The organism is Pantoea conspicua, from assembly GCF_002095315.1.
Classification (GTDB): Bacteria; Pseudomonadota; Gammaproteobacteria; order Enterobacterales; family Enterobacteriaceae; genus Pantoea; species Pantoea conspicua.
The window spans coordinates 1-17,658 of sequence record NZ_MLFN01000070.1 but is presented as its reverse complement, the minus strand read 5'-3'; the positions used below and the strand labels follow the sequence as shown (position 1 = coordinate 17,658).

12 protein-coding genes are annotated in these 17,658 nt (G+C 48.9%); 11 read left to right on the top strand and 1 reads right to left on the bottom strand.

The features are described from left to right. On the top strand, nucleotides 1–1,114 hold a 1,114-nt coding region (locus HA41_RS18035), incomplete at its 5' end, for a glycerate kinase type-2 family protein (protein ID WP_094121918.1). A 325-nt stretch (nucleotides 1,115–1,439) separates the two neighbouring features. Here the strand turns inward: HA41_RS18035 and HA41_RS18030 are convergent. Then, a complete protein-coding gene (locus HA41_RS18030; RefSeq protein ID WP_158086630.1) occupies nucleotides 1,440–3,122 on the bottom strand; it encodes a GmrSD restriction endonuclease domain-containing protein in 1,683 nt (560 codons plus the stop codon). Nucleotides 3,123–3,369: 247 nt separating this feature from the next. Here HA41_RS18030 and HA41_RS18025 point away from each other — a divergent pair, with 247 nt between their 5' ends. The 10 genes from HA41_RS18025 (at nucleotide 3,370) to HA41_RS20835 (ending at nucleotide 17,604) form a co-directional block, all read left to right on the top strand. After that, on the top strand, nucleotides 3,370–5,463 hold the full coding sequence (locus HA41_RS18025) for an AAA family ATPase (RefSeq protein ID WP_244175151.1): 2,094 nt from the start codon (nucleotides 3,370–3,372) through the stop codon (nucleotides 5,461–5,463). A gap of 21 nt (nucleotides 5,464–5,484) precedes the next feature. After that, on the top strand, nucleotides 5,485–6,453 hold the full coding sequence (locus HA41_RS18020; protein ID WP_094121913.1) for a helix-turn-helix transcriptional regulator: 969 nt from the start codon (nucleotides 5,485–5,487) through the stop codon (nucleotides 6,451–6,453). 8 nt (nucleotides 6,454–6,461) lie between these two features. Then, nucleotides 6,462–7,706 (top strand): hypothetical protein, encoded by a 1,245-nt coding sequence (locus HA41_RS18015; RefSeq protein WP_244175150.1) that lies wholly within the window; start codon nucleotides 6,462–6,464, stop codon nucleotides 7,704–7,706. Then, nucleotides 7,706–9,673 carry a phospholipase D-like domain-containing protein gene (locus HA41_RS18010; protein ID WP_094121912.1) on the top strand — a complete coding sequence of 656 codons (1,968 nt, stop codon included), beginning with the start codon at nucleotides 7,706–7,708 and terminating at the stop codon, nucleotides 9,671–9,673. Before HA41_RS18015 ends, HA41_RS18010 begins: the two co-directional genes overlap by 1 nt. Nucleotides 9,674–9,772: 99 nt before the next feature. Further along, complete coding sequence (locus HA41_RS18005) at nucleotides 9,773–12,247, top strand: SNF2-related protein (RefSeq protein ID WP_244175149.1); 2,475 nt, start codon at nucleotides 9,773–9,775, stop codon at nucleotides 12,245–12,247. Between the two features lie 142 nt (nucleotides 12,248–12,389). Beyond that, nucleotides 12,390–14,768, top strand: coding sequence for a dynamin family protein (locus HA41_RS18000; RefSeq protein WP_094121915.1), 2,379 nt, complete (start codon nucleotides 12,390–12,392; stop codon nucleotides 14,766–14,768). Further along, complete coding sequence (locus HA41_RS17995) at nucleotides 14,768–15,670, top strand: diguanylate cyclase regulator RdcB family protein (protein ID WP_094121910.1); 903 nt, start codon at nucleotides 14,768–14,770, stop codon at nucleotides 15,668–15,670. Before HA41_RS18000 ends, HA41_RS17995 begins: the two co-directional genes overlap by 1 nt. Continuing rightward, a complete protein-coding gene (locus tag HA41_RS17990; RefSeq protein WP_094121909.1) occupies nucleotides 15,667–16,740 on the top strand; it encodes a patatin-like phospholipase family protein in 1,074 nt (357 codons plus the stop codon). The genes HA41_RS17995 and HA41_RS17990 overlap by 4 nt, the downstream gene beginning before the upstream one ends. A gap of 57 nt (nucleotides 16,741–16,797) precedes the next feature. Beyond that, nucleotides 16,798–17,262, top strand: coding sequence for a YaaW family protein (locus HA41_RS17985; RefSeq protein ID WP_094121908.1), 465 nt, complete (start codon nucleotides 16,798–16,800; stop codon nucleotides 17,260–17,262). 6 nt (nucleotides 17,263–17,268) lie between these two features. After that, entirely contained in the window at nucleotides 17,269–17,604 is a 336-nt protein-coding gene (locus HA41_RS20835) for a hypothetical protein (protein WP_143807361.1), read from the top strand. Nucleotides 17,605–17,658: the final 54 nt, after the last annotated feature.

The window sequence follows — 17,658 nt, the reverse complement described above, 5'->3', positions numbered from 1 at the left end:
CGCCATGGCAGCGGCAGTGGATGCCGCCTGGCCAGACGTGGAGGTCAGTGGCGTGGTGGTGACGCGCTACGGTCACGCCGTGCCTGCCGGGCGTATCCGTATTCTGGAGGCGTCCCATCCGGTTTCAGATGCGATGAGTGAAACGGCAGCGATGCTGATTCTGGAAACACTGCGAGGCCTGACACCCGACGATCTGGTGCTGGCGCTGATATCAGGCGGTGGCTCCGCCGTGATGGCCTTACCCGCGCCGGGTATCACGCTGGCCGATAAACAGTCTGTTACCCGGGCATTGCTGCACAGCGGTGCCAGCATCAGAGAAATGAATCTGGTCAGGCGTCACCTGTCGGCGATAAAAGGCGGCAGGCTGGCTGCACTGGCACAGCCTGCACGGGTGGTGACATTGATTATCAGCGATGTCCCGGGTGACAATCCGGCGGATGTAGCATCGGGTCCGACGGTAGCCGACAGCAGCACGCCAGAAGATGCGCTGAAGGTGCTTGAGCGCTACGCTATTCCGGTCTCCGCCGCGGTCCGCCATGTGCTGAGCCAGCCACTGGCGTTGTCAGGCATGCTGTCTGAGGGTGAGGTCAGAATGATTGCCACACCCGCGATGGCATTACAGGCCGCGGCCAGCGCGGCGCGTCGTCACGGGATTACCCCGCTGATACTCGGCGATGCCATAGAAGGTGAGAGCCGGGAAGTCGCCACCGTCATGGCGGGCATCGCAAAATCAGTGAAGCAGCACGGTCAGCCGCTGAAAGGGCCGGCTCTGTTGCTGTCCGGGGGAGAAACAACGGTCACGGTAAACGAGGCTAAGGCAGGTAAAGGCGGGCGTAACACCGAATTTTTACTGGGGCTGGCCTGCGCACTGCGTGGAGAAAGCGGAATCTGGGCCATCGCGGGAGACAGTGACGGTATTGATGGCACCGAGGAGGCTGCGGGTGCGATGATTTTTCCGGATACGCTGGCGCGAGGAAAAAACTGCGGGCTTGATGCGCTTAGCTATCTCAACGCACATGACAGCTACAGCTATTTTCATGCGATTAATGATCTGCTGATCACCGGGCCGACATTAACCAACGTTAATGATATCCGGGCCATCTTAATAGGTTAATCTTTGGCTCTCTCTGCAACAGAGAGAGCCACTGTTCATTTTCCCTGAAAGGTGGATCTGGCACGGCATTTTCTTTCTATACCTGTCTGCGCAGAACAACATGGGCCAGCGGTCGCTTACCCTCCCTCACCTCTTCTCACTTTATCCGTCACTTTTTCAGCAGCTGATAATCGCAACCTCGTCATCGTTGATGGTGGCGCGTTCCAGTTATCTACAGGCATAGCCAGTTGAAACCGGCCTCCTTGCCAGAAGGCTTATACAAAAGAGTGAGCAATGTAAGGTTAAAAGCAACTCTGTCACCCTGTGCAGAATTGCTCCGGTTGCATTACTCCTCTGAGCTGAGTAATCCCAACTCCTCACATCGCTTAATGATTAGCTGCTGGCGCTTATCAATGAAGCGTTCATAATTTTCGACTTTCCATAATGTTTTTGTTTTTGGGATACAGTGTAAATCGAGAAACTCTTCTGATTGCTCAGCCAGCCATTTATCGACTGATTTATCACCTTTATCGCCTGCACCATTTTGATGTGCGGGCAGCAACATACAATTTGCCAATTGGTTTATTTCCCAGGCACCATAACGCTGAACTTCTCGTCCTGTAGCGTCGTTCAATTCCTTCTGGTCTTTAAGTATACTGCGAGCAAAAATATGATCTATTTGAGGCTCATGCTGGAATCCACCCGCCCTATATTCCCTGCCATACCAAATATTGAAGAGCAAATGAATATTCCCAGACCCATAGCCACAATAATTTAATACGTGACTTTCATTAACATGTAAATATTTGTTAGAAGATTCAATCAACAACTTGATTTTCTTTATATCAAACCCTTCATTTTCTTTTATAGATTTAACCATCTTATCTATAACACTATCTGGCTGACCAGAAAACACTCCAGCAAACAGCGCAGGAACAAAATATTCGTGAAGAATTTTTGATTTAGATAACTGTCCGGGAAAGTGATATTGCAAATAAACTAAAGGAATAAGCGCATTATAAGACGTTAACGCCTTGTGAGAACGGATGTAAGTACTGGTAACGATCTCATCTTTAACAAAAAGTAATGCATCAGCAATATCTGGCCAGTTTTCGCTAATTTCCTTCCTAACCTGATCGTCCCGAAGTTTATCGACATCATACTTCGCATTATAGCCAAGTACTGTTGTACTAAGCTTAATAAGAAAGTCGCGTGAAAACTGGAATCTTTCATTATCGTTAATTTTATCTAAAAACTCTTCAAATACGATATCTGCATCTTCCCACTCCGTAGAAAGCAGCGTAAACATCAAATCTGATTTATTTAATTTAGTACCACCAGAGTTAGCACGAATGAATACTTCAACCACATCTTCAAATTTTAGCGCGTTATCATCCTGGGTGCTATCAATTTCATGATAAAGCAAAACGCTATCATTGCCGAACTCACGCTGAGCAAGACTCAAATTACGTATTGCCTGGCGCCGTTGATTATCAGTGAGTGCCGCAACTTCATCTTCCGCTAGTTCAAAAAGTAAATCCTCCGGAAGACTACCTGAGTAAATAATTTTAGCCAGAGGTACCCACGGCCAGTTTTTTTTTGCAGGTACTTTAAACTCAAACCGATAACGGATCTCCTCTGAACCTACCTGCTCTCCGCTTAATACATTCAAATGAAGCACTTCGTTATCGATGCAACCTTGTAGAGCAAGATAAAAACTTTGTAATCGTTGCTGCCCATCCAAAACCAGACGTTTTAATTTCTTTGGATTGTGCTGGTAATGACTTTTGAGATCTACTTTGCCGCCATTAAGGTTCTGGATAAAGCTTCGATACTTGATCGGTTCATTCGTACGCCATAATAGCATGGATGATAATGGGTAGCGGCGCATCACTGAGTCACACAACCTGGCAATCTGCTCCTTGTTCCATACAAATTGTCGCTGAATATTTGGCAACCAAAGCCCGTTACCATCGGCATCCGGATTGTTAATCTCTTTAATCATCGAACGTATAGATTTACTTGGCATTTCCATTTCCTCACAGATTAAAACGTATACCTTGCGAACAAATACAATTAACTCAGGGCTGAAAAAGCGTTATCGGCAATGAGAAGGGAAAATTTAATATAATTATTTGCCAACACAAAAACCCATTCATACCCCTGCGACAACTTGTGCCGCAGGCGAACAAAAAAACATAAAAAACCACCCTCACTCCCTGCGACACAAAATGTCACAGCGCAATATGAAAATAGCATTTTCAAGAGGGATAAATATGAACGCTGAAAAGTCTGCTGAACTAACTGAAGTCGCTGAAATGAATTATCGGGATACTAAAATGCAACAGTGGATTTTGCGGATACTTTTTCGCCTGGGCGCACATAAACAGTTTATTACTCAGCATGGATTTAGCAATCAGCAGCTGGCTGATTATCTTCATCTTACCCATGAAAATCCTTTTAACTTTAGCCAACAAGATCAAGATTCGTTACTGAATAAGTTACGAAAATATTATCAGGATGCTGAACAGCATAATTCGCTAACCCAGTATTCTATTTTTCATTCTGCAGTGAGCAGATTTTCCACGCGTATTGGCCTGAACAGTGATGAAAAATCTATTCTGGAATTCACACTGCAGTTGCATCAGGAGAGGCTCCTCGGTGACGTCACTGAATGGCTTGGGCCGCTCACCTCCGCAAACGTTTATCGCGTGTTGGCGGCGATTTTAGATATAACCGAGATCGATGTACGCGATGCGCTTGGCCCTACGAGCACCTTAACTAAAACCGGGCTGATTAGTCTTGAAATGAATGGCGCACATTTGCTACGCAGCAAACTTGAGCCTTTCTCGCCAACATTGTCAGAACGCCTTTACGCTGGTGAGACGAGTCCAGCGCGGCTACTGCAGGGCATGATTAACAGCTGCGGACCCGCCCAACTGACGTTAAACAATTATGCCTACATCCCGGCGGTCAATATTCTGCGTCAATGGTTGCACCACGCGCTTAGCACCGATCGCGTTGGGGTAAACATCCTGATTCATGGTCAACCGGGCAGTGGTAAAAGTCAGCTATGCCGCTTGATCGCCGAAGAGTTGCAGACTCCTCTCTATGAAGTTAGCAGTGAGAATGAAGCCCTACGCCCGCTCAGCGGCAGTTGTCGTTTACGTGCCTGGCGTGCAGCTCAGCGTTTATTCATTGAAGAAAAATCGCTCATTCTACTCGATGAGGCTGAAGATGTTTTTGTCGAAAGTCCCGGAATACATAACAGCAACCCGCTTCCATTAGCGAAAGCATGGATCAATCGCTTATTGGAAGAGAATGTCGTCCCCTCTCTCTGGGTAGCCAATGACATCAGCTGTATGGATCCGGCTCTGGTGCGCCGCTTTGACATGGTAATTGAGCTCAATGCCCCACCACGTGAGCTGCGGGCAGAGATTATACAGCAAGCCTGCGGCGAGATACTGGCACCTGACGCCATCTCTCAATTAGCTGAAGCACCTTATCTTGCACCGGCGGTTGTTAACCGGGCGGCAAGTGTCCTTAAGGGCATTGGCGACAAGCTATCAAAAGAAAAACGCCATGAGACTTTAATGTATTTAATCAATAACACCCTAAAGGCACAGGGCCATAGGCCGATAAAACGTCATGTTGCTGCCCAAACATCAGCGCTCTATGACTCTGCATTTATCAATAGTGATGTTCCCCTTGGTGAGATTGGAAAAACTCTGATGCGTGGCCAATCAGCTCGTTTTTGTCTTTATGGCCCACCGGGCACAGGTAAAACTGCATGGGTATATTGGCTGGCGAAGCAGCTAGATATGGTGGTTATCGAACGCAAAGCCTCACAGCTTTTTGGTCGTTACGTGGGTGAAAGTGAACAGAACATAGCGGCACTATTTGATCAGGCGTACCGCGACAATGCGCTACTGCTGATTGATGAGATTGACAGTTTTCTCAGCGTACGCGACGAATTTCAGTCCCCCTGGCAGGTAAGCAGCGCCAACGAGATGCTGAGCCAGATGGCACAGTTTGAAGGTATTTTGATCGCCACTACGAACAGATTTGATGTTCCGGATGCCGCCGCGCTGCGTCGTTTCGATCTTAAGGTGCGTTTCAACTATCTCTGTGATGAACAGGCTGTGGCATTGCTGAATCTCTACTGCCGTGAGCTTCAGCTCAATGAGCCGCAATCTGGTGTCATTAAGGAAATATCAAAACTGGACTATCTGACACCCGGCGATTTTGCGCTGGTAGCACGTCAACATCAATTCAGACCAGTGACATCAGTGGAAGCCTTTGTTGCCGCACTGAAAACCGAGTGCTGGATGAAAAAACGCGATCAATCAGCGATTGGCTTTCTGCACTAAGTAATTTGATAGGGAATCAAAATGGCAAAAAGACCCGAAACTATTGAAACCACCGTGCTGGCTCTTGAGCTTCTGCGCCGCATTCCACGCGGCAGAAAAATCACTGCAAGAGAACTGCATGAACAGTTATTGCACGCTGGAATCGAGCGCGATTTAAGGACTATTCAGCGTAATCTGGAGATGCTCTGCGACCATTTTGATATTGAGTGCGACGACCGCAGTCGTCCCTATGGCTATCGCTGGCTGGAGAATTCTAATGGCGTCTCGCTACCGATGCTGACGCCGCAAGAATCGCTGCTATTGGCAATGGCAGAAGCACATCTGAAGCCTATTCTGCCAAGCCGATTAATCAAATCCATGACCGGGCTGTTCACCCAGGCGCAACGTAATTTGCATGACAACGGCCCTAGCCGACTTGAAGCAGAATGGCCGGATAAAGTACGCATTGTGGCAACCAGCCAACCGTTGCTGCCGCCACCGATTGCTGATGGCGTGTTTGAATCCGTTAGTGAAGCGTTATATCTCAATCGTTTATTGCGCATCACCTATCGCAATGCAGGCGGAAAAGAGAGTGAAAACACAGTGATGCCATTGGGCCTGGCGCAGCAAGGCCCTCGCCTCTACCTGGTCTGTCGTTTCGAAGGCTACAACAACGAACGCAGTCTGGCGCTTAATCGCATTCTTTCCACCAGTGTCAGTACCTTTACTTTCGAGCGTCCAGCCGAATTCAATCTAAAAAAATATGATGACGATGGCCGCTTTGGATTTGGTGAAGGCCACCAGATATTTCTTACGTTTGAAATTGACCGTACCGCTGGATTCCACTTGATTGAATCACCGCTTTCACTGGATCAAACCCATCGGGAAATAGGCAATGAACGCCTGGAATTCTCCGCCACGGTGGTAGACAGCGCCATGCTGAAGTGGTTTTTAGCTGCCTTTGGGGAAGCAGTCAGTAACGTTCAACGGCAGCCGGTTGTAGAAGGATAGATCACAGAATGAGCCTGAACAGCATCACCTGGGGTCTTTGCGCACCTGCAACCGTACCTTCCGTCAGAAGAACACGCACCTTACAACTTAACGAAATTGTTGCACGTTTCCATCATCGGGCTGTGCCGGGTTTAGGCGGCGTCTGGTTTGGCCGCCAACTGATAATGGCATTACAGGGTGTGGCTATCGCCAGTCAAATGGGCGAGAACGTCAGCAATATCGAAGCCGCGAATGCCATTGAAGCTCTTTGCTGCTGGCAGGGCTTTCAGGAGAATGAAGGAAAGAACAGAGATCGCCGTCTGCGTGGCATCCAAAAAATTCGCACATTAAAACCTGACAGCCTGACCTTCAACGCCGCAAGAAGACGCGCTTTCTACGTCACCATACCGATGCGCATGGGTACGATTGAAGCACTGCCCGCTCTGGGATTTGTTCACGCTCAGCGTAACTTTAACGCTTTTCAGTGTAGCCCGGTGGGCGAGCAACTTGTCAGGCTTGAAGCGCCGCAAATGGCTGAGCTGAAAAAATGGATCAGCTCACCTGACAGAAAGCCCCCAAAATCCATCACTTCGCCATTAATCCCCTTATCGCAAGATGCCTGTTTGCTGATACGAAACCAGCTGGAAAATGCTGGTAACGACGAAGATAGCAAGCGTCGCAGGGATGCCCTGCAATGGATGGATCGCTTGCGCCAGTCCCCGCCTGAACCACTCAGCTGGCAAGATCGCCCTGACGAAATTTCATCAGTTCACTGGCACGATTTGCAGGCAGGTGCATATTTCTTTAAAACGCAAAACACTGCACTGGCACTGCTGGATCGTCTTGAGTCTGAAATGGCTCAGCGTGGCCCTGGCCCTGTTTTCTCTTTGCATCACGAACTTCCGGTGGCTATCAGTGACGCGGCTGAAAAGCTGAGGCATTACGCACAAGCATTTTTGGATTTGCAACACAATGACGCTGCTGCAAACCAATTTTGCAGCGAATGTACCCTGGACCCTGCGGTGTTATTACGTGCACTGGTCAGTCGCGACGGTCATATTCTCAAGCTAAAAGGCGACCTGATTGAACCGGGTCCGGCCTTTGATAGCGCGGCCTCTCAACCCTTTCAGAACACCGATGAAGAAGAACAAGACGCCGCAGACGTCTCTGATTTCTGGCCTGCAGAGATATCCCGGCGAATCCGCAACCTTTTCCGGCTCAACCTTGATCTACATGGCGAACTGGCAGACTGGCTTAAAGAAGGAAATGCATAATGGCTGATTTTTCAAAACTACCGCCCTCTCTGGCCGGCTATTTTGATGCACCTGAGGGTTATAAGGGACATTTTGGCTGGCTGTGTGGCTACTCAGCAACGGATGACTTTCTGGAAAATGCGGTGGATCGCTTCAGCTGTCTTAATCAGGCTGCGCGGGCTCATCACGGACAAATAAAACTGGCACTCTTTCTTGATGCCGGAAATAAACCTATCTCTGCGGCTGATGTCCCCGGCGTATTACATTGCCAGATGAAGTCAGCCCCACCTTTGAATTTACTTCATGCGAAAGTCGCGATCCTGGGGTTTAAGCCTGACCAAGCGGAAAATGCCTGGTGGTTACGGTTGCTCGTCAGCACCGGAAACTGGACAAAAGAAACACTGACTGAAAGCATTGATTTGGTCTGGTGTCTGGATCTCTCCAGTGATGCGCTGGGCAACGTCACCGATGATATTCAACAGAGTTGTGCGGATTTTCGTGCCGCGCAAAATCTGTTTGAGGAAATTGCCTCCTGGTGTGACACCAGCCTGCTGTCATTAGAAGTAAACGATCGTCTAACAACTGGCGGGCTGGCGCAACTGGATGTTAACGCCTGGCTCAATACATGCCGCAAATATGCCCGCGGTAAACCCCGTCTGGTCGATAACCGCAAAAGGTCACTCTTTAATCAGTTAAAATCCTGGCTGGAACAGCCTGCTGTCGCTGTAAAAAGAAATTATCTTGCAATGGGGTCCGGTTTCTATGAAGGAGGAAGAGGCGATAAATCATTAGTACCACAAAAAATTGTCCAACTTTTACAGGATGACGATTTATTAACAAAAAAACCGGAAATTGATCTCTACGTTAATCCTGAGGCTTGCCAGGCGGTTGCCAGTAATGTGGCAAAACTCAAAGAACAAAATATCACTGTCAGACCCCCTTCTCAGCTGGCAAAGACTGAACGTACCCTGCATGCTAAATTTATTTTCAGTGCTAACTACCGCAACGTCAGCGATACGTTGACCCAGTGCTGGCTTTATATGGGCTCAGGAAACCTTACCGGACCTGGCTTTATGCAGCGAATGAAAACAGGCATGGGCAATCTTGAAGCCGGCGTGTTCTTTTCACCGGAACGGTTGGCGAGGTCCCGTGCCGGGAAGTTGGCACCCGAAAAAACCCTGACATGGTTACTCCCCATCCAGTCGGAGATTGATTGTGATGCTCTGCAAATACCCCTTCAGGCGGGACAGGAGATGGAGGAACGCTCTCCCCACTTTGCACCGCCCATAACCTGGCTGAAATGGAACCCCCTTGCGGACGGTCAGGGTGCCCTTCATTCCCCTGGACTCCCCGGGCATAAAATCACCGTTTTAGCATCTGACGGGACTTCGTGTCCCCTGGTTCAGCAGGGTTTTCTGTGGCAGGGAGAAATGCCACGCTGGGTTAACATTACCTGGCAGTCAGATAACGGGACGGAGAGTGCAAAAATTCCCGTTATTGATGCGTTTGGCCGTATTGCAGCAACGCCTTTGCGACCGCTCGATCTGGAAGAAGTGCTTTGGCAGCTATCCAGTTTTCCTCACACACCCGATGTGGATTTCGCCGATCTAACCAGCGATTTGACAACCTCAACGGCCGGTTCTTTTGCGATAAATTCTGACGACCAGCCAGTCTCCTCTCAGTCTGTCAGGCAGGTGATGGCGTTAATCGAAGGTATTGCCGAGCGTCAGACCACGCTTCCTGAAAGCCAGTGGCTTTACTGGTGTCGGAGTCTCGAGCAGGCACTGATTCAGGCGAGCGAAAATAGCGATATCACCCGCTTTATGGATCTTGGCATCAATCCACTCAGTCCGCTGAAAGAAGCCCCTTTCCGACCGGTGTATGCCGAAGATGACCAGAGCGATAAGGGGCAGGATTATCTGCAGATGCTGATGCGTATTGAACAAGCCTGGGGTGTCGATTCCCTGGCCCATTTCCGGAGAGCGTAAATGAAGAATAACTTTCGGGGTTGGCCTGTCGTCACTGAGTTACTGCGCGAATTGGTTGCGCAGGAACAGGTAGAGCTTAATGCCGGACAAAAAGCCGCCTTGCTGGCGATTGCCGATCGCATTGAACATCATGGCATTATCCTGGCGGATGAAGTGGGTATGGGCAAAACCCGCATCGCCGCGGCGCTTTCGCGCTGCGTCATTGCGGCTGGCGGCAGAGTTGCCGTGTTGATTCCTGGCGGACTGGCGACCAACTGGCGGGATGAGCTGCAAACGGCAGGTGTCACCCCTTCATCACCGCTGCTTAGCCTTAAGCAATATATGAGTGCCTGGGGAACGGATACACCATCTGTCCCCTGGTTTGAGGAAGATTGCCTGATTGTTTCCCACGCCATGGCTAACTGGCGACTGGGTGAAAACAGTCATCCGTGGCGTTGGGGATTGCTTCCGGAACTCTGCTGGCAGTGGTCTGACAGGCGTGACTGCCCTTCATTAACCGAGCCTTATCTCAAGCTGGCTGCCAAAAAAATCAGCACGGCGATACGCCGTCTGCCGACTGCACATCCAGCCAAAGAAAAGATCAAATCGCTGAATCGTGAGATCCACTGGGATAACGCGCTGTTAGATGAGCAGTATGGCGTGCATTCATCACAACGCGAACAGCTTGAAACCAGTGTGGGGCTCGGCCTCGGGACATTTGATCTTGTTATCGTCGATGAAGCGCATAAAAGCCGGGGACACAACAGCAGCCTGAATCGTTTGCTGGAAAATATCATTCAGCCTGCTGGTGAAACCCGACGGCTGGCCGTGAGCGCAACGCCCATTGAACTCGATAGCCAGCAATGGATACAAATGCTGGCGCGTATTGAGATCAGTTCTCCCGAAGCTATTCAGGCCATTGAACATTACCAGGCCGCCGTCGCAGATATCAGGGAAAACTACGCCAACAGCCTGTCACAACAGAAGTATTACCTGGCCGCCGCTGCGTTTGAGCAGGCACTGTCCCCTTATCTGTTACGTCGTGACAAACGCGAAGACGAATTTGTGCAGAAATTCCATCAGCACTCAACTCGTCCCTATCGTCGTAAGAAAGAGATCGTAGTGGATACCTTCACGCTGCCGATGAACTGGAAACAGGCGATTTGTGCAGCTGAAGCGCTCTCGTTTGCTTCCCACATGCACGAAGATAGCGCCACACAACGACTGCGGCTGACGGTTGGCAACGGTCATGGTATCGCCACGCTGTTAAACAATCCAGATGAAGGCGCGACGCATTCGCTCGAAACGGAGCAGCAGGAAGTCGCTAAACCGGAAACCAACACATGCGTAAATAAGCGCCAGCAACGTGTCAAATGGTGGCAGAGCCAACTCAACTCCGTCCTGAACACGGAAGAAGGAACAACCCTCTTTACCCATCCCGCGATCCTGGCTGCGGTTGAAGCCGTGGAGGAGGTTTGCTCTCGCGATGAAAAAGTATTGGTTTTTGGCCGGTTTACTCGCCCGATGACCGCGCTGGTGCAATTGCTTAATGCACGTGAAATGTTGCGAACGCTGAAGTCAAAACAGGATTACTGGCCGCATGAACAGTTGCCTTTACTCGAGTGGCCTGCCGTTCAGTGTGCCTGGCGCCAGCTATATGATGGCGAAGCCGATCAAGACGCCATTAATGCGCAGCTTGCCAGTCAGTATAAAGAGCTTAATAACAGTCGTATCGCGTTTCGTAACAGCCTGATCTCGCGGCTTGATGAGGGATTATCAGCCTGCGAAAGTGACAATGTGAAAACACTGTTTGCCGTCTTTAAGCAACGTGCTATCCATCGTGAGGGTAATGAAGATTTAGTCATTGTTGCCAGGGCTATTTATGCACTTACCGGGGCCGCAGATGAACGACGCTCCCCTGCACGCCTGGCAGAAGTCTTTACCGATATCGTTAATGTCATGCGTGGCCGTGATAACCCCGACAGTGATGAAGAAGTTGACGGGGAGAGTCAGTTTACAGAGCAACGCTGGCAAGCTGTTGTGGACTGGCTCCATGAAGAGTACAGCCGTCGCGAAAGTGACTATGCACGCCTGATGAATGGACAAACCTCTGCGGCCAGTCGCAACCTGCTTAATCTGGCCTTCAACCGCCAATACAGCCGTCCTTCTGTTCTGGTCGCTCAGTCGATGGTCGCCAGAGAGGGGCTGAACCTGCACCTGGCCTGTAGAACAGTAATCATGCTACATCCGGAATGGAATCCTGGCGTGGTAGAGCAACAGATTGGCCGGGTCGATCGATTGAACAGCCTCTGGCAGAAAAAACTTGAAGAAGCATTGGCCGTAGGAGAACGCGGCGATGCATTACCCACCATAGATTTCATGCCAATTGTCTTCAAAGGCACCTACGACGAGCGGAACTGGCAAGTTCTCAGCCAGCGCTGGGATAACCTTCGTGCGCAATTACATGGCAATCCCTTCTCAGTGAACACGCTTCAAGAGGATGTCAGGAACAGAGAAAGTATACAGTCGGTGATTAATGCTGCACCCAACTTTTCTCCCCTGACTAAAAGCAGAAGGACTCCATTATCTGACTGATAAATTAACCTGAAGTTTTTCAGGCATTTGCCGTTATTAATAATCAAATAGTGAATTTTTCTTCTGCCGCTTCTGATGTAGTGAGTTTACACCAATGTCAGGCGTCAGGGACGGTACTTTCTACATTTTAATAAGGATGATCATGCACGAGAACAACATTGCTTTGCTCTGTGATGAAGCTGGCAGGCTATTACAGCTGAATATTGAATTGCTACACAAGATGATTAACGAACCGAAAGTATTAGCCGATAACCAGCGATATGACCAGGGGCAATTATTTGCCCGGCATAAAGCGGAGAAAAGAGTTGAAGAACTTGAGGGTGAGCGGTTAAAAATCGTCCGTAAGGAGATCGTGCTTGCCGTCGTCGGCACCATGAAAGCGGGAAAATCCACCACCATTAATGCAATTGTTGGCAAAGAAATTCTGCCCAACCGTAATCGTCCAATGACGTCGATACCGACACTGATTCGCCATGTACCAGGCAAGCTCATCCCGGATTTACAGCTGAACAATACTGACGCACTGCATAACCTTCTGATTAGTTTGAGTAAGAAAATCAGCACATCAGAAGGTAAACATCTTGTTCGTCAGCTGGAAAAAGACAGTGAGAAGAAAAAATTACTGGCAATCACTCACAATGTTGAATGGTTGAAAGATACCTATCATGGTGAGGAAGAAATTTTCTCCTGTCTGACCCATCTTAACGACCTTGTGCGCCTTGCCAGCGAACTTGAAGTCGAATTCCCTTTTGATGCCTACGACGAATTCCATGAGCTTCCGGTTATTGAGGTGGAATTTAGCCACCTGACCAGTTTGGATGATAGCCAGGGTACGTTAACCTTGCTGGATACCCCAGGTCCAAACGAAGCAGGTCAGCCACATTTGCAGGCAATGATGCGCGATCAACTGCAGAAAGCTTCCGCTGTTCTGGCCGTACTCGATTACACCCAGTTAAATTCTCTTGCCGACCAGGATGTGCGTAAAGAACTCAATGCTATCGCTGAAGTGGCTGCCGGGCGCCTGTTTATTCTGGTGAACAAGTTTGATCAGAAAGATCGTAACAGCGATGACGCCGCGACGGTTAAGCAAAATGTTCCGGCAATGCTCGATGGCGATCTTCTGACTGCAGAGCAGGTTTATCCAGGATCTTCCCGCCATGCATACCTCGCCAACCGGGCCCGAAACGTCCTTAGCTATTCTGATTCACTACCAATCAGTGAAGAATGGGTGAATGACTTTGCTCAACTGGCTTATGGACAAATGTGGGATGAAAGCGACCTGCAGGATAAAGTTCAGAGCCTGAATCGTGCCGAAAAGATCTGGCGCCACTCATTGTTTGATAAGTTGATCGCTGAAGTCATTCAGGCAGCACATGCTAAAGCCGCTGCCTTAGCCGTGGATTCTGCTGCATCAAAACTGGTACAAAATGCGGAAAACGCTAACGAATATCTCTCCGTACGCCATCAAGGACTCAGAGCGAGTATTGATACATTGCAGCAGCAAATTAATGATTTGCTTAACGATATCGAAAGTGTCAGTCGCTGTCAGAAATCGGTAGATCAAGAAGTCAAAGCTTCCATGCTGCGGGTAAATCAGGAATCAGAAGCATTAATGACGCAGGTTCAGGAAAAACTGGACGGAGAAATCGAACATTACTTCCGTGAAGGTAAACGCATGGAAGAAGAAGCACTTGAATCTTCACTGCCTAAAGTCACTGAAAGCTTATGGGGAGGATTTTTCAAAGGATGGACAAGCAATTTCAGAACACAAGCGCGCGATTTCGATCCCAATAGCCCAATTGTGACATTTACTGAACGTCGTGACGCGGAAGCATTTGTGGCCAAAATTGAAGATTCAGTGATGTCACTTCTGGATCAAATCGAGGGTCATATAAAGCCGACCCTGACAGATATTGTTGCCGGAATAGAAGAGAGTTTCCACGGTAACGCGCTGACAGCGATAGACAATATTGCTAATCAGATCAATTCACGCCTGGAAGAGGGAGGCTTCTCAATTAAGATCTCGTTCCCGCAGGTTAAAAACCTGCAGTCTCCCCTATCTGTCAGAACTCGTATGACCACTCTGCTTGAAGAAAAATCGTTTAAAGAGACGCGATCTCGACGCTCCAGTGGTGTGTGGGGATCCGTATGCAAATGGTTTGGTACCAGCGACTGGGGTTGGGAAGATTACAGCGTGGACGTTGTCAAATCAGTGGTTGATATCAATAAAATAAAATCAGCAGTGGAAGTTCAGACCCACGAACATTTCGAACAGCTCAATAAACATATAAAAGAACAAATCAACGACCCAATCGTTGCTGAGATTAGCCTGTTCTTCCAGCAATTCAAAAGTAAAGTTGAGCAACTCCGTAATACCCTGATCCAAAGTACAGAGGATCACAAAAGTAACAAGCAACAGCAGGAAGAGCTCACAGAACGTTTACTTGAATTGCAAAAGCTGACGCCGGAGATGATCCGAGACAGTAAAGCGCTTAAAGAAGAACTGGAGACGCTGCTCTGATGACACTTTTCAAAGAAATTTTTCCTGAGATTGAAGCCTGCCAGGTACTCGAGTGTATTCCTGAAAAATTCGTTGTCGATTTTGCTAACGGTATCGATGTTGTAAACGACCACCTGCGCAGTTCGCAAAACCAATCTTTCTTTCAACGAATTAAGGAGGGCTTGAGTGGACGATCATCTGTCAGGCAACAGGCGATAAACGCTTCTTTAAATGATGGAATGCAGGCTTCCCTTACCTGGCTCACCGAACTGACGTCATCTCTGGCAGGCACCAATTTAGCCGTGTCGCGAGTAAACGAACGCGTCAATGCGTTGATGCAGAATACGGCGAAAATTGCGGAATACTCGGCCGACACGCGTGAACAGTTGCGTGAGCTTGCCAGTCACGTTAACCAACGCGTTGGCAAACTGGAGGAACAACTCCAGCGGGTCGATAGCATTCAGCAGAGTCAGTTGCACTTTGATCGTGTTTTCTCTAACTGGAGTGCTGGACGTTACGCCGCGCTTCCACTTGCCGGACGTTGCTACGTGGCACTCGAAGAGTTGCGCTGGGGGGCTTTTGGCGACGTTATCCGACAGGCTGAAACAAAACAGGCGGAGCAGTTTATTGAGATGTTGAAAAACAGGGCATTGATCCAGATGGCTCTGGATTACGGAACAACATCCAATGCGCGCCACGACGTCCGAAGCTGGTTGGGATGGCAAGCTAACGCAGTACAAAACACGGTCTGGCCTGCGACCATTAATTGGATGGCTGACTGGTGTAATGAAGAGATTCATCCGGTTAGCTGGGCGGTTACTCAGTCCTATGAAACGCTACCCTTGCGGATGCCGCGGATTTGCTCAGCCGAACGAATTGCAGACACAATGGTCGACGAAGTGTTTAGTGAGGATTTGAAATGAATCAACCAATGAAAGTCGGGCTGGCGCTGTCCGGCGGCGGTGCTATTGGCGCTTATCAGGTTGGGGTTGTCAGGGCGCTTGCAGAGTCAGGCACGGAAGTTCACAGCATTTCAGGTGCCAGTATCGGCGCACTAAATGGTGCCATTCTTTCCTCCTCTTCTTCGCTGGAACAGGGCTCTGCCCGGATGGGTGATATATGGCATCATCTGGGCACTAACGAGGTGCTTAAAGTAAATAAATCAGCTTATCTGCGGTTACTGACGCAATTTGGTCTCTCCATGGGGCTTTCGCCATTCCTCAGTAAATCCGGAACATTGATAAGCACTCTGATGAGTAGCCTGGGAGTGAAGTCATTGTCTGCTTTGCAACAAGATGAATCTCTTCTATCTGACCAACCACTAATAGAATTGATGAACCGGTTTCTGGCCCCCGATGCATTAGCACGCGGAACGCCCTTATATGCTTCTCTCTACCCCACTGAAGGGGGCATGGCCGACATTATAAAGTGCGCTTTGGCAGAATTTGGCGTGGGCAAGACGCAAAACTCGGAATTCCAACATATCCAGGCCTTGCCTCCGGCAGTGCAAAGAGAAGCGTTACTTGCTTCAGCAGCTCTGCCACTGTTATTTCAATCCCGCGAAATCAACGGCAAGCATTACAGTGATGGCGGAATGGGCGGATGGGCAACCCTGCAAGGTAATACGCCTGTCACCCCACTGGTTGCGGCGGGTTGCAATATGGTGATCGTCACGCATTTGAGCGACGGCTCATTATGGGATCGCCATCGTTTCCCGGACGTTACAATCGTAGAAATCCGTCCGCAGACCTCATTAAGTCGCAATATAGGCGTATTAGGAGGAATAAAGGATCTACTAGGCTTCACTGCTGAAAACATCGACTCATGGATTGACCAGGGGTATCGGGACTCGCTCGCCGTGATGGAGCGAATTAAAGCCCCATTGCGGGCGCGTCAGGCGTTAAATGCATCTGTCACCACGCTTGCTAATAGTATGTCACAAAATGCTGATAGTAGCGCTCAACTTCAGAACGCTATGGCACGGCTTAAATAAGGCCCGTTTAAAAACACGCAAAGCATCACGTAATCTCATTTTAGGGAGAAGAGTAAAGTGAGTTCAGAACAACCTGTCCCACTGATTAATAAGACGCTCTCACTTGATAAGTTGTTGCGTTATGCTTCTACTGCACAACTTTCTGAACTGGCTGATATCATTACTGATTCAGGCAAAGGCCGTCTGTCACTGACAGAAAGCAGTAAGAAAAACATCCTGGCACATAAGAGATGCAGAACACTTCACATCATCAGCCCAGACTTAGCACATGAAATCTGTGCGTTTGGTGGAAACACCGTTGTTAATGCATTCCGCCCAACCTCTCAGCCTTCTTACTTTACCGTCGCCACGGATGTCGCCAATAAAATCGGGGTAAGAGTACCTGAAAATTCCTCCATCTGCGATGTAGAAGAATTAATCATCAAAAAAATTCTGGCCACCTCTCTTAAAGGAAAGAGTAAGGAAGAAATAGAGGCGTTGTTTAATGCGCATAATTGTAAATTGGATAGCCAGCAATTCTAGCAATTATTGAAAAAGGGAAAGACAGCTGATTTAGTCTCCTGTCTTTACTCCGCCTGCGGACCCTATGCACTTTCCCGCCTGGTCAATTCGGCGATGATTCCAGCACTAAATGTGGCAGCAAAACTTGGCATGCCTCTGATTGGAAAATTAATCGCGACCCGCACTCCAGCGTTAATGAACCCAATCGCAGCAGTCATATCCGCAGCCTGGGTCACCTATGATCTCACAGGACCCGCTTTTCGTATCACCATTCCAGCGGTGGTACGTATTGCTTATATCCGCCAAGCCTATATCCGGCAGAAAACTGATAATTTTTGTCAGGAGCTTAAAAAATGCCTGTAACTCAAAAAGTTCTTTACCGTACTTTCAACCAATCATCAGAAATTCTGGAAGGCC